The organism is Paenibacillus sp. LC231 (assembly GCF_001860525.1).
In the GTDB taxonomy this organism is placed as follows: domain Bacteria; phylum Bacillota; class Bacilli; order Paenibacillales; family Paenibacillaceae; genus Paenibacillus_AQ.
In genome coordinates this window covers 14,856-37,597 of the sequence record NZ_JFOM01000028.1, presented here as the reverse complement: position 1 = coordinate 37,597, position 22,742 = coordinate 14,856, and the positions used below count along the sequence as shown (strand labels likewise).

The window sequence follows — 22,742 nt, the reverse complement described above, 5'->3', positions numbered from 1 at the left end:
GTTTCCGTAGAAACAGGCGCTGATTTCATTTCGTTCCAACTTATAAACGATCTGCTATGGGTTAAGGAGCTTCGATGCATCGCGTAACAAATATTCCGCAACCTCGGCGGTGATATGATTCCCTTTTTGTGCATGGACTTCTGAAATGAAACTGCGCAGATTTTGTTTTTGCAATTTTTTCAGCAGACTGTTAGCAATCCCTTTGCTATCAATGGTTCCCTCGTCTGCGAAACGTTGAACCAGTTCCTCAAGAGCGGCATAACTCGTTTTCACTTGAAAGTCTACTGATTGTATAGATGAATTCCCTGCTAAATCATTTGCTTTTATCGTAAACGTATGTGTACCCTGCTCAAGTTTGTATAATGGAATTTCAGTTAAATCCGTTAATACGTTTCCATCCAATATGACTTCGGTTTTTGCTTGGTCGACACCTGACAGAAGGTCTGCCACTTCAAATTTGGGTTGAAACACACCCGTGTTATATTCTGATGTTACAACTTGATTTATCGTGATCTTAGGAGCTGTCCAGTCCACCGTAATATGGCTGGAGGCCTGAAAATTGCCGTCTTCCGTCGTTGCCGTGATAACAGCCCTTCCTTCCTCTACGGCAGTCACGATGCCATGATCGTCTACCGTTGCCACCTGCTCTTGATTCGTGCTCCATTTCTTATTCTTATTGGTTGCATGATCCGGCATAACCGTTGCGTGGAGCTCTCTACTCCGGCCGGAAGCGGAATTAATCACAAGGTCCGGTGTATCCATTATTATTCCAGTAACGAGTACGTTATCAGCGGTATGCTCAACGATGAGTTCGTTTAACGCGATGTTCCCCCATATCCGATTCCCGTCATTCACCTTTAACCGAAGTTTATAGGCGTTTACCGTTGGGAAAGAAACGCTTTGGCGTTCTTTGGTGCTGTCGTTCAGCTTCCATTCCACCGATGCGCCAGATAATGCCGTCACCCAACGGCTACCGTCAAAATACTCCACATCAAAATTTGTAATACCCTGACCGATCCCAAAAAACGTGACTAACGTAACCTTGTTGACCGGTACCCTATGATTGCCGTAGTCAAGGGTAATATAACCGGGAAAGGTTACATCTCCGGTACTTCCCCAAGCAGAGTTCAAGTTGTTGTCGATGATGTTAGTAATGGTGCCTGCCCCCGTCGCAAAGGTCGTGGTGACCATATCTTTGGATAGTTCAGGATTGTTATACAATTCAAGCTCGTTCAGTGCGATTCGCCCCGATGGGTTGACACCGTCATGGACCTTCAATCTGATTTGGGAGAATCGAGTAAGTGGAAATTCCACGGATTTGATCTCATTTGCGCCCGTGTTCAAATCCCAAGTCAGATTGATATTGGTGCGTAGGGGAATCCATGCAGAACCATTACGGTATTCAAGATCAAAGTTCGTAATACCCAAATCCTTTCCGTATCTAGTATTAAGCTTCAATTGATTGGCCATAAGCGTTTGCTCGCCAAAATCTAGCGTGATATCGTTCGGAAATGAAGGCGAAGTAACGGTTTCCCATGCCGTGTCGTAATCATTATCAATAATATGTTCAATCGGTCCTGAAGATGGCGTTTGAAATGTCGTACTTGCAGCTGCCTGCGTAGCTAGATTGTCAACAGGTGTGCTGGCAGGCCGTTTCGGAACGATGACGATCGGATCAGGCATGTTCCCGGCTGGAGGAACACTGCCCTCGTATTCGTGGGCACCGATATCGGGAGCGCCATTATATAACGGGTTGCCAAAATAATCCCTTCCTCCGTTATCGTTTATGCGTATGCCTGCGCCTATTAGTGGTGAAGTCGCTTGCAATTGGTACCCATTCACTGTATCCATGCCGTTGCCGCCGCTTCCGGGATCAACAAATTTCGGATCGTCCGTTATCTTATGGGCATCAGCCTGCACCAATGTGTTTCCTCCGTAATATGCGTTGTAGTCAAATGTCTGACCCGTCAAATCCCATCCCTTATCGCCGACGCTGTAGTACACATTATTATAATTATAAATGTTGCGCGGGGCTCCCGAAGCCTTGGTGAAGTAATCGCTCATCACCGGGTTGCCTGATGATTTTCCTACGTAAATCGTATTATTGTAGTTGTAGACGTTATCAATGGATCCGCTGTATCGGAATATGCTTTTTCTATCGTTTTGGCTGATGTTGTACCTGACGATGGTATTGATGGTGTTGTAAGTGTCGTTTACGAACAGCATGAAGCCGCCAGCGTTATCATGACTGTAATTGTACTGAACCAACGAATTGATGTTTCCTGCATCCACATCGAAGCCATGCCCGTCTTCCGCGCCGTTCACACTGGCAAACGATTCGTTGAATTGAACGAGATTATTGTCCGCATACGCCCACCAAATGGAAGCATTGGTTGCCAGATAGGTGGCTTGTTGGACGGTGTTGCGCTCGACCACCGCTCCATCGGTGACATTCCACGCGATCCCGCCGGTTGCGGCTCTGATGACGGTATTATTGGATATTTTCACTTGGGTGGACGGCGTCCATGGCCCGTATGGTTTAGGTACCCATGGCCATAAATCGCCCATTCCGTAGCGCAAGATACAATTGGAGCCAATGTAAATGCCATAGGCATCCACATCCGTCAGTATATTACCGTCAATGAGAATGTCGTTAAATGCGCTGGGTGTAGTCGACCCGACCGAATCGAAAATAATGCCTCCGGAGCGTGTGGTATATGATCCATCGACATCATGGATGTTCATGTTTTGGATATAGATGTGATTCAATAGACCAGCTTCCTCATTCAAGATATAGACACCCCGCCTTTGGCCACGCGGATTCTCCCAATCTCGATCAAAAGGCAGCGGCGAGCTGTTTGTCACCTCCAGATTGTTGATTTCCCAATACTCCTGGTTTTTCAAAAAGACGGCTTCCAGTTCGGACGTAATCCCGGCGATTAATGGTTTGCTTCCGGAACCGTACATATCGATAATGATCGGATTTCCGCTTGAACCGGAACCTTTAGGCCACAGCCTGCCATTCCAGCTTTCCCCAGCTTTGAACAAGATTTTGTCGCCTGGGGCAAAGGTAGTCGCGTTAACTTTGTCTAACGATCTCCACGCAGAGTCTTGGCTTGTGCCGTTATTCCTGTCATCCCCCCCCTGTACTGTCCACATAATAAGTGGTTCCGGCAGCTAAAGCGTCCGACGGTGAAGCGGTAACCCAATGGCAAACCAAGGAAAAGATAGAAACCATACAGATCAACTTTTTGATAAACGATTGCCTCAATCATCTTCATTCCTTTCATTTTTATTTATGTAATGCCAAATGGGCAGTTACATTTGAAATTTACTGTACAACTCCTCATTCAATACAACGTGCGCATCGGTTATTCGCTCACGTATGTACTCTTCATATTTGTTATCGATGTAGTCCTTTAACACTTGTTCTCTTATTCCGTCAAATGCCAGAAACTTGGTTCCCCTCTGATCTTTCTCCACGCATTGGATGAGATAGAAGCGGCCGTTCTCTTCAATTATTTCGCTAACCTCTCCTGGTTGAAGGTCGGCAGAAGCTTGAGCTACCGGACTTCTGGCGTTGTGCCTGTGGCTATCCAAATTATATAACTGCTCCGTAATCTGGCTATTTTGATGGATGTCCTTTGCTGCTTGCTCAAATGAAATACCGGATGTTATTTTCTGCCTAGCAGTCTCTAATTTTCTTATCACCCGAGTTTTGAGAAGGGTATCGACATTCCGATTGGCATCAAGAAAAGATAATGATAATTGTCGCACCTTCACGGTTGGTGGCGCATGGTACAACCGTCTCTTATTCGCCTCGTAAAACGTGATTAGCTGTTGTTCATTCGGCTTCCAGTCACGCTCCATCAGGTGGTTTTTGACCGCTAATGCCGTGGTTCCCATCACATATTCTAAATAGGTTTCCTCCGTATATTGAGCGGGTCCGAAAACAACCTGATTGTTCTTGATTGCTTGCCGCCTTCTCTCGTTTTCAAGCAAGAAGTTTTGTACAAAACCGTCGTAACTGATATCGGAGAGCACGCCCTGCTCTTTGGAAAGGATCTGTCGAATTTTAAGATGGATGCTGTCTTCGAGCGCCTTCTTTTTGATCAACTCAAGCGGAGTTTCATCTCCGTATGGCGTGGACCAAAATTCGGTCGACTGCGCTGCATCATATTTATCATGGAAATACTTGATCATTTCAGCTCGATTGGCACGAATAGCTCTTTGAAATTCGCTCACATGAATCTCTTCTCCGTCAACTGTCGCGATATAAGTGTCCTCTGGATGTGTTTGTGAAAATTCAGGCTTTGCGATTAAAAAGACAGTCACGATGATCAAAATTAAGATTCCGGCTATGTACAGCCATTTCAGACTGCAATATTTCTGTACCATCATACCCATCAGCACCCTCATCATTAGCTTTATTTAATGAACACGCTCCCTACCTAAGCGACTCCAATTTATGTATAATTCATTATAATTTCCAGAAGAAAGCGCTATCAATTGTTCCTTTTTTACATTCCTTTCACTTTCTTTACTTGTTCTCACACATATAAAAAGACGACAGAGGATCGATTCCTCTGCCGCCTTCTCTTTGTATATTCCGTTTTCTTGATTGCTGCAATACCGCTTGCAACCGAATCATGACATCGTTTCATGCTTGTCCGATTACCGTGATGAAGTTGAAGTCCGACATGCTCCGTTATCCACTTCTGTTCCCTTTTTTGAATTTCATGATGGACCAGATAACCAATAGCAGCAGGACGGACAGACATACGCTGATGCTGACCCGGTTCTGGCCGTCTATCAGAAACAGGACCGCGATCACCGACAGGCAGAGCGCAGTTACTCCGGTTATATAGGGAAACCCCCATACCTTAAAGCTGGGCTGCATCGGATAAGCTTTGCGCAGCTTCAGCTGCGAGAAGCAAATGCAGATCCACACGAGCACAACGACAAACCCCGGCACCGCCATCAGAACCCGAAACAGCTGGTCTTGCGCAATCAATCCAAGCAAGGAACCCGCTAATAGTATGATCGCGCAGAGTTTCAGCGTATTAAGCGGAATGCCTTTGCTCGTGGTCTTGGCCAGGCTCCGTGGCGCCTCCCCGGCAGCTGCCATGGAATAGATCATGCGCGTCGCACCATAGATACCGGAGTTGGCTGCCGACAACACAGCCGTTACCAAAATAAAATTCATAATGTGGGCTGTTCCCTGCAATCCCGTAGCGGACAACACTTGAACGAAGGGACTTGCCTCTCCCCCGAGCTGATTCCACGGAATCAATCCGCATATGATCAGAATCGGCAGCGTAAAGAACAAAATCACCCGCAATATAAAATTGCGCACGACTTTCGGCAGGATTTTCTCCGCATTCTCAGTCTCGGTTAATGTGAGACCGATCAGCTCGGAGCCGCCATACGAAAAGGTAACGACAAGCAGAGCCGAGAATATGGCGAACCATCCGTTGGGTAAGAAACCGCCGTGAGAGGTAAAATTTTGAAGGTATGGCGTGTCTGAACTCGGAATAATGCCAAACATCAGAAAACTTCCCAGCACTATAAAACTAATAATCATGGCGATTTTGATCCCGGCAAGCCAAAATTCCACTTCGCCAAAGCTCCCAACACTCATCATATTAATTAAAATAATGAGCGCAGCACTTGCTAGGCTGAGCAGCCAGAGTGGAACCTCCGGAAACCAGTATTGCAGAAAGCTGCCTGCCGCGATCACTTCAATCACGCATACCGACAGCCACATGAAACAATACATCCAGCCCATGACAAATGAAACCCGTTTTCCAAAGGCTTCCCGTACAAAATCTTTCATATTCCGGCCCGGATACACCGTAGCCATTTCCGTCATTGCTCCCATAACCACCAGAAGCAGCAGTCCTGCAAAGATATAAGAGAATATAACGCCCGGACCGGCGAGACTGATCGTCTCGGAACTTCCTTTAAATATTCCGGTGCCGATTACACCGCCCATCGCCATAAAGCTGATATGCCTTGGCCTCAATTTCTTCTGTAATGAAACTTCATCTTGTTTTGCCATTAACATATCCTCCTGATGACTTTCAAATTAACCTATTGATAAGTATAACCTTTTCTGCTAAGGAAACAACTTAAGAAATTCGCAAAGTTAAGAAGGAAGCATGATCGTTGTAATACTTTTTATTCCTTAACAACGGTTAACAGATTGTTTTCGAGAGTGGACAATAAAGAGCCCGGGTGGTGGCCCCAGGCTCTTTATTCATCTCGATGTGATTGCCGCCAGCTTTTACGATTAATACGAGTACAGTGCTCTTGGGATGGCCATCATCGCATTACATTCATGGTTTCCCCGTCGAGACGATTCTAACATTGCTTATTTTGGACATGTTACCTGAGGTATCGTAAGCAACGATAAAATATTGATACGTTGTATTCGGCGTCAAGCCGCTATCCTTATAATCCGTCGTATTCGACGTTCCAATGACGGTATTATTCCGATAAACCTTATACTCTGCAATTCCCGCATTATCGAATGAAGGCGTCCACTTGAGTTCCACGGATGAATCGGATACGACTACCGCTTCTTCGATGGTTGGCTGGATCGGCGCTTCGGTATCCGCGATGGTCGGTGACCACCAGTTACCCGAAACAACAATCATGCTTAGGAGACGCAGCGTATTTCCAAAATAAACGTCATCGTTCGTAGAAATGGAGGCGTTGTGGTCCCATAATCGGTTGAGCCACTGCTGATTCGCCGGATTAATCATGGCGCTGACCATCATCGGCGCAGAAAATGAGGTATCTGTATAATCCACGAGTGCTTTTGACCCGTCCAGCTTGTAGCCGCCATATATTTTACCCGGATCATCCCCCGTCACTTGGCGAATCCATGACGTCATATTATTTAGCTGCTCTTTCGCACGGGTTTCCCCGGTCATAAGAGCGTCCGTACCGAGCCGCCAAGGAATGCGCGAAGAGTTATAACTGAAATCCCCGTCTGTTTCAGACTCCAGGAATTCCGGATCTGCCGGTGCATAGCTGCCGCTTTTCTTCTCCACAAAGTCGGGCAGCAGCCCCGCATTCGGACTGTACTTTTTGTATACTCCTTCGCTAATGGAATAGGTCTTGTCGATGACCCGGTCCCAATTGGCGTCTCCGCTCGCATTTTTGAAGTCCTTCAAATGCTGAAGCATAAAATCGGAAGGACGCGTAGCGCTGCCATACTTAGCATCGTCGTCGCTCACCCAATCAGCAAGCTTCAACGTCCACTCGGCGTGATTGACATCGCTCTTCATGATCGCATCGATTACTTTTTTGGCTTCGGACAGGTAATTGATCTCACCGTCGCTTCCCCACTGGCGATCCGCAAGGAGCAAAGCGTATGCGATATCCATATCGCCATCTGTGGCCGAATCAACACCGCCGACATTTACGACGGCCTGACCTGTGTCACCCTGCTTCCAAGCCATTAGCTCCGGGTTGATCTTGCTCGGATGTGCTCTGAAATATCGATATAGTCCGTCAAAATAAGCTTTTGCCTTAGGATCATGACCCGCCATGTGTGCGGTGATCAGCATCCCGTATCCGTGCGCTTCCGAAACGGTCATGGGTTGATAATTGACTTTCAGCTCCTCGTCATACTCCTCTTGAAACCAGTCCCCGTCGGCATGCCAGACGTAGTACTGATCCGGCTCCGAGGATTGGAGATACGGCTTCTTTTTCAAATATTTCTGCTTCCATTCATCATACAGCCGGGCAACGGTCGCATCCAGCTGCGCTTGTTGCACATGATTCGGCTTGATCGAGCCGGAGCTGTAGGCTGTATGCTGCGGGAACGGTTTGTAAGGCCCGGTGCCTTGCGAAGATGTCATCGTTTTCAAGCGAATTTCTGCAGACGGCAGTGATTCGACGCCTCCCCTAGTGACGGCAGTCACCTTGTACCGATATTCCGTGTCGGGCGTCAGCCCGGTATCGGCATATGTTATTTCCTTGGTTGTTCCAACGTGACGGTCGTTGCGATAAATATGATACCGATCCGGCGCATTGCCGGAAGACGCTCTCCAGGTCAGATCGATTTGGAAAGGAGAAACACCTTTGCCCGCCAAACCATCCACAGCAGATGGAGGCTCATTCCCCTCGGTGTGATCCGAAGTGCTTACCGTGACTGGACTGGAATTATCTCTTCTGCCAACAGACTTGATCACCAGATTATATTGGATATCCGGATTCAATTTGTCGATAACGACGCTGTACTGCGACGTTCCCGACTTCACTGGCACATAAAGGCTCCAATGTTTGCTGATCTTGTCATCCTGTTCGTAAATACGGAATCCTCTTACCTGCTCATTGCTGGAAGATGGTGTCTTCCAGGTCAACGTAGCCTTGGTACCTTGGAGCTTAACCTGTGCTCCCTCTACCGGATTCGGTTTGGTGTCTGTTCGTTTGATACCATAATGATCGTATACCTTGAGCCCATTTTTCCCGTATCCGCTCTTTCCTTCATCTTCAATAGCAGCCGTATAGGCATCGAATTTCAGAATTTGATCTGAAACCGACACATCCGTAAACATTTTTTTCTTCGGCTGGTTGTTAATCGCTGCGAAGTAGTCGTCATACGGCTCGTTCTTGTAATAGAATTTGTTTCCGAACGCGTTGGACATCAAATACACCGTTCCTTGAGGATTGACGACGTTGCCTGCTTCGTCTTTTTCCAGTTTTTTCGGATCGATGACCTTGTCCCCATACATTTGGAAGGAACGCATGTACATATGATCGTGAGCCTCGAACACCATATCGATGCCAAGCTCGTCAAAAACAGGAATCAGATTTTTTCTGTAAAATTCAACACGATCCCCTTCCCATTGCGCGGAATTATCGCCGGCTGCATAAGGCGCTTTGTGAAGCGTGACGAACTTCCACTTCTTGTCGGTCTTCGCTACCGTGTTCCTCATCCAATCAATCTGGTTCCAAAATTGTTCATGCTGATCGTCGTCCCAATCGACGGAGCCGTCTTCATTCAGCTTGCCGTCAAACTGCGAGTTGTACACCATGTAAAGCGCGTCGCCGTATTCAAAAGAATAAACCGACCCGTCATGAGTCGCATCCATCACTTTCCGCGGCAGATTGAAATGGTTGTAAAAGTTATTATTCGGCGTCGTGGCATCCCCGTCCCAATCCGATACTTCGTGTCCGCCCAGTACGGGTACAAATGGCACTTTCATCAGATGCTCCTGCGCGAGTCCGAGCATCCACTGCCACTGCTCCTCCAAGTCGCCATTATCGACCAGATCGCCGGCATTGATCAGAAATTTGGGGTTGCCCATATGTTCGTAGGCTTTCTTGAAGGTATCCGCCCATGGTTCAAAGCCTGATTTGCTTGAGGCTTGAGAGTCGGCTCCCACGATGAACCGATATGGCTGCGGTGTTGTCGTATCGGTTGTGAACGATCCAACGGAGCTCCATATTGAACCATCGCCTACCCGAAATACATAATCCGTTCCCGGATTTAATCCATTCGCGCTTGCTTTATGGCTGAAAAACTTTTTCTTCTTTCCGGTCGTTCTGTCGCTCTTGGTCATATACGTCGAAATTTCCTCCGAGGAGCCGGTGAATTCAAGAAATCCCTCTTTCGGAAACAAGTTTCCGGTTCCCGTTGATTCGGCAACCTGGACTTTCGTTGCGGCCGACGTATCCGTGTACCAGGCGAAAGCCATGCTCGTTTTTGGATCTCCGTTCAAGGTCATGTTAATAAGTTTCGGCTGAGAGACGGCTCCTACAGTCGTAAAGCTCCACTCGATATTTCGAAGCAGAGGGGAGCCGTCTTTTCCTTGGACCGCGGTTTGGAGTATTGTTACCCTGTAGCTCTTCCCTTGACCTAATCCGCCATGCCCAATGCGTAAGGTCGTTTGGTTTATGACTTCGGCGGCAATGCTTGAAACAGGCTGATTCTGGCCATCCCGTACCGTGATGTCCTGTTTGGCCGTTACCGTGATCGGTTTGTTAAACTTAACCTCAATCGGCGTTGTCACAGCTACCTTTTCGGCACCTTGTTCCGGCACATAGGATACGTCGATGGTAGGCTGTTCAGGCGTTGTTCCGGATATCGGTTCCCCGGTTACGCGAATGTTCCGAATTTTACTGGAACCTCCCGATCCAATGCCATTCGGATTATCTTTGGGGTTGGTTGGCTTATTGGAGTTAACCACCCAGCGGATATACAGCATTTGCTTATCGTCTGCATTCGGCAGGGGGAGGTTGCGGAGTAAGCAGGATTGATTCGGACAATTGTAACTCGAAACGATATTCATCTGTACAGTGCCTCCCGGAACATCAGTCCATACCGTTCGGTCGGTGCTTACCTGTACTTTGAAATCGTTAGGCGCAGAACCCGAAGAGCTTTGCTCCGAGGATAGTTTGACATTCTTGTAGGCTGACGTAGGAACCATGGCCAACCAATATTTCTTGCCCTGGCCATTGTCCCAGCCCTGATAGCTGATGTCTTGGGCTTTACTGTCGTAGTATTCAAAATATCCTCCGACCTGTTGGAGGATGGAGGAAGACTTGTTGAGTCCTCCGGTTGCAGGATGGATGCCTCCTTCTCCCTTGTTCTTGAAGACCCATTCGGCGATTATGGCTTCTGCCGCTTTCCCCGGTCCATCAGAGGCTAGCTCGGGCTTGGACGTCACGGAGTCGGCATGAGAATTTGCCGGCAATGTCCAGGGGATCAACAATAATGCTAAAAACAATAAGAACATTCGCTTTGCATTCCGTCCTCTTTTCTTCTTGATTCGCATGCTTTGCAACCCCTTTCCCGTTCAATATGAACGGTTTGGCTTGGGGATTCGATATGAACCCCGCCTTTTTGAATATATCCTATGTTTTCTTGGGATTCTCGCGGAATCTTATTTAAAAATGGCCATTTTCAACATATCCTGCTGTTATTTTGATTAACAATTCAACAGGCTTCGGGTACAATGAGGACATCATGACCTAGCCGGATTTCGTGAGAGGTGATTTGACATCAACTTTTTTTGTTCCGATCCCTTTTATATCAGTCGAGAGAGCAAATCCCGATCGAGTATTCCTTCATTCCACTATCACGACGCTTATGAAATTCTGTACATTGTCTCAGGCGAGCTGCATTATTGTATTGGAAGCCAGCCGTTTCAGCTCGTGGGCGGTTCTATGCTGCTCATTCGCAAGAACGACGGACACCGTCTGATCAATCCTAACGGTGCCCCATTCGAAAGAGTAACCCTGCTCTTTCAAGAAGAGTTTTTTAGGCGGGTTGTTGACCGAGGATCCGTCTTTTCATCCCCTCTCCCCTTTCCAAGCAGGTTCCGGTTCCATCCGGTTAAAGGGTCAGGAACAGGGGTATGTCGAAGGGCTCTTTGCGAAGATGGCCGCCGAATCGGCTAACGAATCCCAAGAGTCGAATTTCTATCTCAAAATCCTGTTATCCGAGCTTTTGGTGTTCATCCACCGTATTCTGAACAGCGGCCGCCAATACATAACTATCTCTACCAACCAGGTTCATCAGCGTATCTCCCATATAGCTCACTTTATCAATCACCACTACGACCAGCCCCTCACTTTAGAGGAACTCACCAGCCGGTTCCATGTAAGTCCCTCCCATCTTAGCCGAACCTTCAAGGAATCGACGGGGTTTACCCTGATCGAGTATGTGAATCACGTACGGATCAAGCAAGCGTGTCATTTGTTGAAAGAATCCAATATGCAAGTTTCGGATATCGCCGAAAGCGTCGGCTTCGAGAATTCAACCCATTTCGGGCGCACGTTTAAAACCATAATCGGTCTCTCTCCCCTGAAATTCCGTAAAAATCATCAGACGAATATACAGCTGTAAAGCAACAAAGAGCCTGAATTCCTTCTAGGGAATTCGGCTCTTTGGAACGTATGATATGAGTACACAGACAACGGTTGGCAGTGTGGACTAATCCAAATAATTGTAATATTCGATAATATCCGCTATCGTTTGCTTCTGATTCTTGGTTAAAGTGTAGTCCGTCGATTTATTGGATATATCCTCAAATCGTACAATGATTTCATCATTTGCTGGAATCACGTTACCAAGTAGGTCTTCAATTTTTTTATCTACATTGATATCCACTAGTTCGGTCATTCCAGAACCAAAAAGATCCACATCATTTACTTTATCCATCGGATTGAAGTCGAGCTCCTGCAGTTTGTCTCCTGCACGGACCTTCACTTTGGTAAACACAAACAAGGCTTTCGAAGCGTCCTCCTGATACCCAACTCGTAAGATTATGTATTTTTTGGAATCCTTTACGCCGATATAAGGATAGAAGTTCAATCCTTTGGTCACACCCGTGGATGGCGAGATAAAGGTAATATTTTCGACTTTATCTTCTTCAATTTCAAATTTTGCCTCCAGTTCCGTTTTCCGATTCTTGATCTTAGACTCTATATCGGTTTTCAGTTTCGTATATTCATCCTTTTTCTCAGCTTTGATAGCTTCGTCGACAGCTGCATTGGCTTGAATATAGTTTCCTTTTTTGAATAAATCCTGTGCTTCGGCAAATATTGCTTCATGATCACTAGTATCGCTAGTACTTGCACTCTTCGCTGTTGTGCTGTTACCCGAATTGGATGAGGAATTGTCGGATAGTGTGCCAATGACGAATAAAACGACAAGAACCCCCACAATAATTAACAGTATTTTTTTGAATTTCGACTTTTTTTTCTCCACTTCTACGTTTATCCCCCTTAAGACTTATAAAAATATAGTTCTATAGTAGCATCGAACTATTCCAATATCAACCGTCTTAGAGAATATAAACCAAAAAGATTTTAGTAACACAATATCTATCTTACCAATCCTATTGAATCATCAATTAGAATTCCCTAACAATCGCAATCTATATTGTTTACATAATATTTATTACGTAATGTTTACTTTTTAGGGTGCAATTCATGGATTTTGGATATAAGATCGACTGAATTGGTATGGAATGCTTCGTTTGAATCCGTCCAGGCCGATTTCAGAAAATAAGAGGCATGAAACCGCCATCCTTGATGATCCGGATTAAAATCCAGTTGAATCTCACGCCCCGGCCTTCCACGGTACACCCTGGAACCCGGCTTGCGCCAACTGCCAATTCTAGTGATCCTGTCCGGATTCTGACCCGTGATATATGTAAACCGGTCATTGTAAGGAATATCCTTCAAATAAAACCTTGGACATCCTACAGCAAACACATGGATTCCCCGATAATTAAACTTCTCCTCCAAATAAAGCCCTGCCTTATAAGCGATCACGCCTCCAGCGCTGTGCCCGATCAGGATCAGCTGCTTCGCACCAGCTGCATGCTCATGGATGATTTGTCCTGCTTCCATAACCCGCTGAGACTGCTCTCGAACCAAATCATAGCCGACTTGCGTAAGCTGCCGGGCCAGTAGACGGACTAACGAGGAACCCGATATGCCGATTGCCTTCCCGTAAGGAAAGATCATCAAGATTTTGGCATTCGGGTATCTTCGGGCAACCTCGCTTGCAGCATCTTCAAAATTATTTCGATAGGTCAGGACACCGGCAAAAAAGCACACCACCGTCCGGCACTTTATCGAGCATGTGCTATAGGAGGATACGAACATCTCTGTCATGACTTCACAGTCCACCTCCAAAAGTGTTCCATTCTTACGCTGTAACCATGTGAGAAAACCCCCATGACTACAACGCGATTTATATCTGCATTGTAGCATGAGGGTCCTCACACTTTCATATCCTGTTCGCCTTATTTTTTGGCAGCCAACCATTGGGACAGCACATTAATTTCGTCTTCCGTCAGCCTGCCTTGGAATGCCGGCATTCCATTCCGCCCATTCGAAATGATACCTGCAATTTCGCTGGCATCGTGCTTGGAGCCTACATTTTGAAGGCTGGGGAAATTTCCGCCCCCGCCTAAGTCGGTAGCATGGCAAGCCATGCAGTTGGCATTGTACAGCGTCATAGCTGCATCGTTGTTGGCATCCCCGCCGGTTGCTCCTTCCTCTGGTGCTTGTCCGCCGTTTTCTGCAGGAGCCGGAGCCGGATCTGCTGCATCATTACCACCACATGCCACCACAGCAAGAGCAAAAGTCAATAGCAATACTAACAGTAATCCTTTTCTGAACATGGTTGAAACTGCCTCCTTTTGTAAAATGCAAGCTATACTAACAGTCCGCCCTTTTTGCTGTATTCCATAATTCCATCCACTGTGCGATAAGCAAGAGCCCCGACCGTGCCGGTCGGATTATAGCCGCTATTATGCGGGAAAGCGGATGCGCCTACCACAAACAAGTTTTCCATATCCCACATTTGCATGTAGTTGTTGACGGCCGAATTGCCAGGGTTCTCTCCCATAATCCCCCCGCCGGTATTATGAGTCGATTGGTATGTCGTAATTTCGTAAGGTCCCAGTTCCTTCAATTTCATGATATTCTGGCCTCCCATCTCCTGCACAATCTCCGCGCAGCGATCGGAAAGATACCTGGCCAACTGGCGATCCTGCTCTTCGAAATCAAACGTGATTCGAATCAACGGGTCTCCGAATGCGTCCTTATAGGTGGGATCCAAATCCAGGTAATGATGCCGATAAGGCATCGAGGAACCTTGAGACCCTACGGTCAGTACACTGTTGGCATACTTCAAGGAATTCGCCTTAAATTCTTTGCCCCAACGCGGTGATTCCTCCGGAACCGGATTGTTTTGAATAGGTCGTTGGCCGGTTACCGTATGGGCAATATTCCCTCCATGAATGAACTTCAGGTCCGAGTGATCGAAATTGTCGCCGTTAAAATCGTCCACGCTCATCCCTAGGCTACCTGCACCGGCAAACAGATTGAATTTGTCCTCAAAAAATCCGGCGGCATTCCCCTTGATGACCTGATAGGCATAGTTTTTGCCAATCACGCCCGTCCCGCTGGACGAGTCGTATGGTTTGCCGATTTTCGAGAGAAGCATCAAACGGGTATTGTTAAATACATATCCCGTCGAGACGACGATATCGGCCGGCTGTTCGATTTCCTCACCGGTCGTTAGGTCCGTGTACATGACGCCCGTTGCCTTACCGCCCTTATGCAAAATTCTACGAACATAGGAATGGGTGCGGATTTCGAACTTTCCGGTTTTTTTCGCAACAGGTATCACGGTAACGACAGGGTCCGCTTTCGCGCCATATTCGCAGCCAAACCGCTCGCAGTATCCACAATACTGGCAAGCCGCTCGAGAAATGCCATCCGGGTTCGTATAGCTTTCCGACAGATTGGCTGAAGGAACCGTATACGGATTGAGTTTCAGGTTTTTCGCAGCATCCGCAAACATCTTCATGGATGGCGTGTGCAGCATAGGCGGTGTCGGGTAAGGATTCGAACGTTTTCCTGCCAAGGGATTTTCCTCGCCGGAGATGCCGGTCGTCTTCTCGAACTTATCAAAAAACGGCTCGAGCTGATCGTAGGTAATGCCCCAGTCCTGGATCGTCATTTCCGGCGGTATTTTATCTTTCCCATATCGTTCTTCCGTCATGCTCCGGATTTTAAAATCGTAGGGAAGGAAACGGAACGTTTGCCCGTTCCAGTGCACGCCGGCTCCCCCAAGTCCCTCCCCTAACAGAAACGATCCATACTGCCTCATCGGTAGTGCACGTATTTTTTCGGTGCTCCGGAATGTAATCGTTTCTTTGGAAAGGTCCTGCATCAAATCGTACCGAAGCGCGTAACGGAGCTCATCGTGAGCCATGTAGTAGTCTTCCGTTACCCTTTCTTTACCTCTTTCCAAACCGACGACAGATAAACCCTTCTTGGTCAATTCCGAGGCGATAATCCCGCCAGCCCAGCCGACGCCGATAATGACAACATCCGTTTTCGGTAATTTTTTGGCCATATGCGTACTCCTTTCGCTATAGATGAGCTGTTATAGGTGATCCTTTAAACTCTTCGGCGGGATGACGGTGAAATTCTTCTCGATAATATTCGTGTACGCCATTTGGTTACCCGGATATTGACGCATCGTCCAGCCCTGCATGTTTTTGTTCCCGCCATACAACGGATCACTGTAGACCCCTTCCAATGTGCTGCTGCGGAGCAGGTTAAAGAACCCGCTGGCCGAGATCGTTGTCAATTTGACCTCATCGTTCTGGAAGGCAGTTAACACGGCATCCTGTTCCTCTGGTGACAGGCTGGGGAAATCTTTCTGATACTTCTTTTGGCTGTAGTTCTGAATCTCGCGCAGACCAATGTAGAATATCTCCCGTCGTCTTAATCGGCCCTGATAACCTTGCGTTTTCTCTCCAACATAGAATGGGGGCTGCATATAATCTCTTGCATTGAACCCCCAGTCACCGGCCAGCTGGTGGTCGATGAAGAATGCTGCGCCGAGCTCTTTAGCGCCCGGACCGTTCTCATCCGCAGGAAAAATACGCTCTACGGCTGCTTCCGTGATCCTGTATTGCTCCTGGTTAAAGAACATTAATGCTTGGTTGTAGTTGTTATCATTCTGTTCAGGTGCCGGTGCTGCAGGCGGGGTTTCACGCTTCGGCAAAAGATATCCGAGTACACCGCCCAGCACGACACCTCCCACGGCATAACCGGAGTTTCTCAGAAACTTCCGCCGTGTCATCGTCTGCGAGCCGTCAGGCTTCGATGGTTTGGTTTGTTGTTCGTCTTGTTCGCTCAAACTCTCAGCACCCCTACTCTTCTTCATTTTTGAATAATGGGTATTGTCCCCATCAAAATTTCATTCATACATTATTCTCCATCCGGGCATGATAAAATTACTAACCGATATGGAGGCGAATGCTCATGAATCAATTGTGGAGCAGGTGGAAAGGCCCGATTATGGGCTCGGCACTGCTTCTTTCTTTAACAGCCTGCTTAAATCAAACCGACGACATTCAACAAAACGCGCAATCCGTGGAGCAGAATAATGCCGATGCCGTTCACTTGCACAGCACCGACGTGATCCCTAGCTATCATGGACCGAAAACCGAAACAACCAATGTCCATGGCAATACCACAAGCGGGATGGGCATGTCCGTGTACAGCATGATCGGCTCATCCAGCCTGCATGAAGGCGGCGTCTCTTCCCATGTCCAGTCAAGACTTGCAGGTCTGGGCATTGATGGAGTGAAAGCTTTTGTCCTCAATGACACGATTATTCTGGCACGTGCAGAATCACGCGTTTCTTCTAACCACTATGACAACATGCAGCAAAAGGTGTTAAGTCAGACGGAAGGAATGTCAGGCAAAGGCGAGCCGGATGAAGGAGTAAGCGGAGCAAAGAACGTGGACAACGATAATATGTCGCAAGCCAAAGAGCAAGTGAAGAACATGTTTAATGAAGAAGTGCAAATTCTAACGGTAACGAATCCTCAAGCTCCTGCGCTGATCGACCGAATTGCCTCGAAGCTGCATGATGCGCCGCGCGACGAGTCGATCGCCAGAGATATTTCGGAGCTGCTGCATATGGCATCGGATAAAAAATAAGTAAAGGAGTTGATCATATGCCTCTGGGAAACATCGGAGTGACAGGGCTGATCCTCATTCTGTTGATCGCCTTGATTATTTTTGGTCCTTCGAAGCTGCCTGAACTGGGCCGTGCCTTCGGACGGACACTGAGCGAGTTCAAAAACTCAACGCGTGAACTGGTTTCGAGCGAAGATATCCATGATGGAGATAAATTGAAATGACCCAGCACGAGCAAGAACAGGAGCAGCATATAATAGAGCACTTAACAGAGCTCCGCAAGCGGATTCTCATCACATTGGGCACCTTTTTGGTAGCCCTTTGTGCCGCTTTTCTATATGTCGAACCGCTGTATGAAATGCTGACTCGCGACGTGGAGGGTCAGCTTCAGATACTGGGACCAACGGACGTGATTTGGGTATACTTCATGATTGCAGGCGTTATAGCTCTTGCGGTGACGATGCCTGTTGCCGGATTTCAGGTATGGCGGTTCGTCGTACCCGGATTGAGTACTGTTGAGCGGCGTGCATCCCTGGCTTACATTCCTGCGATCGGAGCCCTTTTTCTATTGGGTTTGGCCTTTGGCTACTTTGTCATATACCCCATGGTCCTGTCCTTCCTGGATTCGCTGTCGCACCAGTTCATAACAGCATATACCGCCGAGAGATACTTCCGTTTTATGGTGCATATGACCGTACCGTTTGGTGTGCTGTTCGAAATGCCCGTCGTTATCATGTTCTTGACCTCGATTGGCATCCTGAATCCGCTCCGCTTAGCTAAAATGCGGAAAATCTCCTATTTGCTGCTGACGATTGCAGCCGTAACCATTACACCGCCGGATATCGTGTCGGACATCCTCGTCATTGTGCCCCTGTTCCTTCTATATGAGATCAGCGTTGGATTGTCTCGAATTGTATATCAGAAAAGAATGACCAGGCTGGAATTAATAGGTGAGTAAAAAACCAGCTTCGGATCAGGGACGCTGCGTATGAATATACTAAAAAAGCTTGGAGATCTCTTTTAGATCCCAAGCTTTTAATATAGCCGATGTATATAAGTTAGAAAATCGTAGGCACCATTCCCCCATCCATACGGATTGGTGAACCTTTAAACGCGGATGCATAAGGACTGCACAGGAATGCAGCCAGTCTTCCGATTTCGAACGGCCTAATAAATCGTTGAATTTCGGATTGAGGCAGGTTTGTACTCATGAAAGCTTTCTCTTTTTCCGCAAAGCTCATATCTTCATTGGCATATATTCCCTCGATAATATGCTGCACGTTCTCGGAGAGAGTCGGGCCGGGCAAAATCGTATTGACTGTTACTTCGGTACCTTTCGTTAGTTTGGACAAGCTTTTTGCCAAGGATAACAGCATGGATTTGGTCATGGCATACTGCGGCATTTGTCCAGAAGGCATCATGGCTTCTTCACTCGCCATGAAGATAATACGTCCAAAATCGTTTTTTAGCATGCCGGGCAAATAAAATTGGGTTAATCCGTTGGCTGCAAGCACATTCGTCCGGAAGTAGGTATCCCAAACTTCATCGTTAACATCCTCGTACTGCATGATTTCGTATATCCCCATATTGTTAACCAGAATATCCACGTGAGGGTATTTATCAAATATAGCCTCTCTTTGCCCGATATCCACCAAATCGGCGGTCGCATTCTGAGGACTTGTATTCGGGAAATCCGACTCGATTTCATTAACGGTTCGTTGTACCTCTTCATCATTTCGTCCGTTGATAAGAACATGGACACCTTCTCTGGCAAGTTCAATGGCAATAGCCTTGCCTATCCCTTTCGTAGATCCTGTAACCAACGCTGTTTTATTGTTTAATCCCATATCCATAATATAAACATATCTCCTTTGTGCTCTGGATAGTGTTCATATTACATTGTATAGATAGCTGGGTAACTAGCATATCGCGCCAAAGTACTTGTATAACACGCCAATGGTAATTGATAAAGAAACCTGTGTTAGGATGTCCAAACGCTATGAACCCATGGTCAGCATATCCTGTCGGTGTTCGGATAGCGAAAGACTATTAAAATGTTCAGTGCGCCAATGGGATGGAGTATCTCCTTCCCAAAGACGGAATGCTCGGTAGAACGAGTTCTGATCTTCATATCCAATCAAAAAGGCAACTTCTTTGATATCGAGCGAGGGGTCTGCCAAGTACTCGATGGCCTGCTCATGTCTTGCTTGTGTCAACAATTGCTTGAAGCTTGCATTTGCATCCGTCAGCCTGCGCTGTAACGTACGATCACTCATATTGAGCTCCTTCGCCACGGACTGAATGTCAGGGCGCCCTCCTGTGAGACTGCGTTTCATGATCCATTTGACCAGGTCAGTAATGGAGCGGTGGCTCTGTAGTTCATCAAGCGAACGATCCAGAGCGGGAGTCAGAATCTCCAGCAATTCTTCGTTATACGAGATAAAAGGTCGGTCCAGATCTCTTCGATAGAGCGTTAATCGATTATGGTTTGCGCCCGTCCGGATGCGACAGCCAAAATAAGCTTCAAGAGCTTGTACATCGCCCATAGGCTGCGAAAATTCAACCAATTGCGCGGTCAGCGGTTGACCTGTGCCCCGTCGTCCAAGCTCCAGAAGACATGCCAGTGTAATACCAACAAGCAGCGCCGGACCAGGTTGATCGCTTAGGTTCAGCCATTCCAGCTCGATGGTACATCGTTCGCCCTCCTCGGAGATTAGCAAGCCTTCGGGTGGACATAGCTGCTTATACCGAGCCATTCGGTTTATAGCATCCCGGTAGTCACGAGCGTGGTAAGGAGCTAAGACGGTCGGCGGGTATTTCGCCGTTTCAAAAGCGGTCGCAAGCTGGATGATGCCTTGGGCAGTGTCCCCCATGAGATCGGAATAGGCCTGCCAGATCGCGAAATATTGGGCGGTGGTGACTTCCTGCTCAGTAATGACGGTGAGCGGCAATTCCGCTTTGCGTGCCACGGCATGGGCGGAAATCCCTAATTGTTGTATTCCTTCCCATAATCCTGGCGGGATTTTAATTCGGTCAGAAGTATATGGCTTCATATATAATGCTCCTTTGACTACGGTTTATGATGATTTTAGAACGTATCTTTTAATAGAATGAAATCCTCATGCTTGACTCCCTTCATACGATAGCTTGCTGAGCCAGCATTCGAAACGTTATTATACCGCAAAATCATGACTATTGCAGACATATAAGTGCTATGATCGTTTTACCCTTTTTCATCCGTTTTCTCCTCCCTCACTAGACGAGTGTAAAAGAGCGACATCAAGATCAAGTGGAGAATGAAATAACATCAATTAAACGAAGCGCAGAACCGAGGTTCTACGCTTTTATTCCAATCCTCCATTTGACAAATCAAGCTTAGTTTTTATACATTAGAGTTAGTTGTTTGAATAACTTACATACAAGGAAGGTGAAACGGTCATGGCGAAACCGAACGTCATCAGCAAACAAGAACTGCTCGAAGCTGCCCAAAAGTGTGTTGCAGAAAAAGGTATGGATAAATTAACTTTGAAAGCAGTGGCCGATCAAGCAAATGTCAGCCAGGGAACGGTCTATTACCATTTTCGAACCAAAGAGCAATTAATAATTGAACTCGTTGAGAGCCTATGTAATGCTTCATGGGTTTCACTGGAGCAAAACAATCGATCAATTGAAGAAGCCATACAAGAAGCCAAGGAAAGATGCGATTATCATTCTGTTTACCATCGATTGTTTTTCTCGTCATTAGCTGCTAGCCTTCAGATCAAAGAGAACCGCAGCCGAATGGGTTCCATGATTCAAGAAGAAAACAAACATCTGACTGATATTCTTACAGCCCGGTGGGGGGAATCGCCCATAAAGAACATATCCATGGATCAGTGGGGAATTTTAATGAATGCTATAATAGACGGGCTGGCCGTGCAGGTTTTGTTGAACGAGGAGTTTGCGAAGGAGGATGTTTTTACCGCTTTGCAGGTGCTTTTTGATTTCATGACCAATGAGGTGAAGCGATGAACGCACAACGGATCAAAAGCCGGCATGCTGGTCTTTTCTTATTGTGGGGATTCGTCCTTTGGCTGATCGCGACAATCATCTTTCATTATGGGGGGAACCTGCTGATTGATATCAGGCACCCGTTTAGAACCGCCTTGAGTTTTGCTGCCGCCATCCCTTTAATTTATGGATGCATCGCACCGTTGTTCTCATTTCTTAAGGTTCCGTATTCAGATCGTATCCGCCGTTCCGTCCAGATTGCTCTGCCTGGCATGTTCATGGACATTTTTTCGATTCTTTTCCATGATGTCGCTTTCCCTTTAATCTCAGAGCAGAGCCTCCCCCTATTGGCAGCCTGGCTGTTCTGGGCATACAGCTTGATTCTGCTGGTTGGGCTGAGCCCCATGAAGTTTCGTTTCTCATCACATTTCATTAAGAAAAAGAAACTCCTTTTTAAATAGCAAAAAAAGAAGTCGCCGATACTGGCGACTTCTTGTACCTGTTTGATTTTGTTCTGTTGATATAAAGCATATACGAATAACTATGGCAATTGCCGATATTCTTCCTCCAATATCGACATCAAAATCATATCATGGAATCTTCCGTCCCAACATATCGAGTCCCGTAGAGTGCCCTCCCTTTTAAAACCAAGCTTTTCATAGACATGTATGGCCCGAGGATTAAACGCATATACACCTAACTCTATACGGTGTAGACGTAAACTTTCGAAACCATGACGCAGCATGAGCTTCATGGCCTCCGTGCCGTATCCTTTATTGCTGTGCTGACCGGAGATCGATATGCGAATATTGCAGCTGCGGTTGTTGAGGTTGATTTCGTTCAGGACCACTTCACCAATTAAACCGTCCGTTTCCTTCTCCGCAATCATCATATCCAGTCGATCCTCATGAGCATATCCGATTTTATGAATCCAGGCCGCAATCGAATCCTTGGTAAACGCCTGCTGCGTTCCCGTTAACCGGTTAGACTCGTCATCCTGCAATAATCCGAAATAGGCATCTAATTCATCTTCCCTTACGGGGCGAAGCACAATGCGATCCCCTTCGATCCGTGTTTCAAGCTTATTTTTCACTGCCCTAAGCCTCCAAGTCATTCATCCTTTTATTAGCGAGATATATCCTAATGATAAGGTACCACCGATTCGTCGATCTGTCAGTCTACAAAACATTTATAGATAAACTAACCTGCCTCCAAATATGGATGAAGTCCTCACCTTGCAAAGAATATTAAACCCGAAATAGGGAACTTTA

General features: G+C 46.8%; 18 protein-coding genes and 1 pseudogene. 7 read left to right on the top strand and 12 right to left on the bottom strand.

Features of this window, described 5'->3' with window-relative positions:
* Window positions 1-54: 54 nt before the first annotated feature.
* The 4 genes from AK95_RS20085 to AK95_RS20070 all read right to left on the bottom strand — a co-directional run bounded on the left by AK95_RS20085 (window position 55) and on the right by AK95_RS20070 (window position 10,793).
* Window positions 55-3,159 (bottom strand): discoidin domain-containing protein, encoded by a 3,105-nt coding sequence (locus AK95_RS20085; RefSeq protein ID WP_235613174.1) that lies wholly within the window; start codon window positions 3,157-3,159, stop codon window positions 55-57.
* 159 nt (window positions 3,160-3,318) lie between these two features.
* On the bottom strand, window positions 3,319-4,401 hold the full coding sequence (locus AK95_RS20080) for a peptidylprolyl isomerase (RefSeq protein WP_235613173.1): 1,083 nt from the start codon (window positions 4,399-4,401) through the stop codon (window positions 3,319-3,321).
* A gap of 307 nt (window positions 4,402-4,708) precedes the next feature.
* On the bottom strand, window positions 4,709-6,061 hold the full coding sequence (locus AK95_RS20075) for an amino acid permease (RefSeq protein WP_071221688.1): 1,353 nt from the start codon (window positions 6,059-6,061) through the stop codon (window positions 4,709-4,711).
* A gap of 277 nt (window positions 6,062-6,338) precedes the next feature.
* Window positions 6,339-10,793, bottom strand: coding sequence for a glycosyl hydrolase family 8 (locus AK95_RS20070; protein ID WP_071221687.1), 4,455 nt, complete (start codon window positions 10,791-10,793; stop codon window positions 6,339-6,341).
* 226 nt (window positions 10,794-11,019) lie between these two features.
* On the opposite strand from AK95_RS20070, the pseudogene AK95_RS35370 reads away from it, so the two are divergent.
* Window positions 11,020-11,268, top strand: a pseudogene (locus AK95_RS35370) (cupin domain-containing protein); the annotation flags it as partial.
* A gap of 22 nt (window positions 11,269-11,290) precedes the next feature.
* Window positions 11,291-11,866, top strand: a complete 576-nt coding sequence (locus tag AK95_RS33885; protein ID WP_162487614.1) for a helix-turn-helix domain-containing protein — start codon at window positions 11,291-11,293, stop codon at window positions 11,864-11,866.
* A gap of 87 nt (window positions 11,867-11,953) precedes the next feature.
* Here the strand turns inward: AK95_RS33885 and AK95_RS20060 are convergent, their stop codons facing one another.
* The 5 genes from AK95_RS20060 to AK95_RS20040 all read right to left on the bottom strand — a co-directional run bounded on the left by AK95_RS20060 (window position 11,954) and on the right by AK95_RS20040 (window position 16,693).
* The gene (locus tag AK95_RS20060; protein ID WP_071221686.1) at window positions 11,954-12,730 is read right to left on the bottom strand and encodes a hypothetical protein; all 777 of its coding nucleotides are present in this window, start codon (window positions 12,728-12,730) and stop codon (window positions 11,954-11,956) included.
* A 203-nt stretch (window positions 12,731-12,933) separates the two neighbouring features.
* Window positions 12,934-13,644: a lipase family protein gene (locus AK95_RS20055; protein WP_071221685.1), complete on the bottom strand. Its 711-nt coding sequence runs from the start codon at window positions 13,642-13,644 to the stop codon at window positions 12,934-12,936.
* Between the two features lie 131 nt (window positions 13,645-13,775).
* On the bottom strand, window positions 13,776-14,156 hold the full coding sequence (locus AK95_RS20050) for a c-type cytochrome (protein ID WP_071221684.1): 381 nt from the start codon (window positions 14,154-14,156) through the stop codon (window positions 13,776-13,778).
* Between the two features lie 32 nt (window positions 14,157-14,188).
* A complete protein-coding gene (locus AK95_RS20045; protein WP_071221683.1) occupies window positions 14,189-15,901 on the bottom strand; it encodes a GMC family oxidoreductase in 1,713 nt (570 codons plus the stop codon).
* 30 nt (window positions 15,902-15,931) lie between these two features.
* Window positions 15,932-16,693, bottom strand: a complete 762-nt coding sequence (locus AK95_RS20040) for a gluconate 2-dehydrogenase subunit 3 family protein (protein ID WP_071221682.1) — start codon at window positions 16,691-16,693, stop codon at window positions 15,932-15,934.
* Between the two features lie 125 nt (window positions 16,694-16,818).
* Between AK95_RS20040 and AK95_RS20035 the strand changes: the two genes are divergently transcribed.
* Genes AK95_RS20035 through tatC form a run of 3 tightly spaced genes read left to right on the top strand, consistent with a single transcriptional unit; the run spans window position 16,819 to window position 18,439 of the window.
* Entirely contained in the window at window positions 16,819-17,502 is a 684-nt protein-coding gene (locus AK95_RS20035) for a hypothetical protein (RefSeq protein WP_071221681.1), read from the top strand.
* Window positions 17,503-17,519: 17 nt separating this feature from the next.
* On the top strand, window positions 17,520-17,705 hold the full coding sequence (gene tatA, locus AK95_RS20030; RefSeq protein WP_071221680.1) for a twin-arginine translocase TatA/TatE family subunit: 186 nt from the start codon (window positions 17,520-17,522) through the stop codon (window positions 17,703-17,705).
* The gene (tatC, locus tag AK95_RS20025) at window positions 17,702-18,439 is read left to right on the top strand and encodes a twin-arginine translocase subunit TatC (RefSeq protein ID WP_071221679.1); all 738 of its coding nucleotides are present in this window, start codon (window positions 17,702-17,704) and stop codon (window positions 18,437-18,439) included. Before tatA ends, tatC begins: the two co-directional genes overlap by 4 nt.
* A 100-nt stretch (window positions 18,440-18,539) precedes the next feature.
* Here tatC and AK95_RS20020 read toward each other — a convergent pair whose 3' ends face one another.
* Both AK95_RS20020 and AK95_RS20015 read right to left on the bottom strand, forming a co-directional pair.
* Complete coding sequence (locus AK95_RS20020; RefSeq protein ID WP_071221678.1) at window positions 18,540-19,334, bottom strand: SDR family NAD(P)-dependent oxidoreductase; 795 nt, start codon at window positions 19,332-19,334, stop codon at window positions 18,540-18,542.
* Between the two features lie 144 nt (window positions 19,335-19,478).
* Window positions 19,479-20,534, bottom strand: coding sequence for an AraC family transcriptional regulator (locus AK95_RS20015; RefSeq protein ID WP_071221677.1), 1,056 nt, complete (start codon window positions 20,532-20,534; stop codon window positions 19,479-19,481).
* A gap of 385 nt (window positions 20,535-20,919) precedes the next feature.
* Between AK95_RS20015 and AK95_RS20010 the strand changes: the two genes are divergently transcribed.
* Both AK95_RS20010 and AK95_RS34245 read left to right on the top strand, forming a co-directional pair.
* Window positions 20,920-21,492 (top strand): TetR/AcrR family transcriptional regulator, encoded by a 573-nt coding sequence (locus tag AK95_RS20010; protein WP_071221676.1) that lies wholly within the window; start codon window positions 20,920-20,922, stop codon window positions 21,490-21,492.
* On the top strand, window positions 21,489-21,932 hold the full coding sequence (locus tag AK95_RS34245) for a DUF5367 family protein (protein ID WP_071221675.1): 444 nt from the start codon (window positions 21,489-21,491) through the stop codon (window positions 21,930-21,932). Before AK95_RS20010 ends, AK95_RS34245 begins: the two co-directional genes overlap by 4 nt.
* Before the next feature lie 80 nt (window positions 21,933-22,012).
* On the opposite strand, the gene AK95_RS20000 is transcribed toward AK95_RS34245, so the two are convergent.
* Entirely contained in the window at window positions 22,013-22,564 is a 552-nt protein-coding gene (locus AK95_RS20000) for a GNAT family N-acetyltransferase (protein ID WP_071221674.1), read from the bottom strand.
* Window positions 22,565-22,742 lie beyond the last annotated feature (178 nt).

Excerpts from the sequence above, each read along its gene's own strand:
- AK95_RS20085 (WP_235613174.1), bottom strand. The coding sequence starts at position 3,159 with ATGTGGACAGTACAGGGGGGGGATGACAGGAATAACGGCACAAGCCAA.
- AK95_RS20080 (WP_235613173.1), bottom strand. The coding sequence starts at position 4,401 with ATGATGGTACAGAAATATTGCAGTCTGAAATGGCTGTACATAGCCGGA.
- AK95_RS20075 (WP_071221688.1), bottom strand. The coding sequence starts at position 6,061 with ATGGCAAAACAAGATGAAGTTTCATTACAGAAGAAATTGAGGCCAAGG.
- AK95_RS20070 (WP_071221687.1), bottom strand. The coding sequence starts at position 10,793 with ATGCGAATCAAGAAGAAAAGAGGACGGAATGCAAAGCGAATGTTCTTA.
- AK95_RS20055 (WP_071221685.1), bottom strand. The coding sequence starts at position 13,644 with ATGACAGAGATGTTCGTATCCTCCTATAGCACATGCTCGATAAAGTGC.
- AK95_RS20050 (WP_071221684.1), bottom strand. The coding sequence starts at position 14,156 with ATGTTCAGAAAAGGATTACTGTTAGTATTGCTATTGACTTTTGCTCTT.
- AK95_RS20045 (WP_071221683.1), bottom strand. The coding sequence starts at position 15,901 with ATGGCCAAAAAATTACCGAAAACGGATGTTGTCATTATCGGCGTCGGC.
- AK95_RS20035 (WP_071221681.1), top strand. The coding sequence starts at position 16,819 with ATGAATCAATTGTGGAGCAGGTGGAAAGGCCCGATTATGGGCTCGGCA.
- tatA (WP_071221680.1), top strand. The coding sequence starts at position 17,520 with ATGCCTCTGGGAAACATCGGAGTGACAGGGCTGATCCTCATTCTGTTG.
- tatC (WP_071221679.1), top strand. The coding sequence starts at position 17,702 with ATGACCCAGCACGAGCAAGAACAGGAGCAGCATATAATAGAGCACTTA.
- AK95_RS20020 (WP_071221678.1), bottom strand. The coding sequence starts at position 19,334 with ATGGATATGGGATTAAACAATAAAACAGCGTTGGTTACAGGATCTACG.
- AK95_RS20015 (WP_071221677.1), bottom strand. The coding sequence starts at position 20,534 with ATGAAGCCATATACTTCTGACCGAATTAAAATCCCGCCAGGATTATGG.
- AK95_RS20010 (WP_071221676.1), top strand. The coding sequence starts at position 20,920 with ATGGCGAAACCGAACGTCATCAGCAAACAAGAACTGCTCGAAGCTGCC.
- AK95_RS34245 (WP_071221675.1), top strand. The coding sequence starts at position 21,489 with ATGAACGCACAACGGATCAAAAGCCGGCATGCTGGTCTTTTCTTATTG.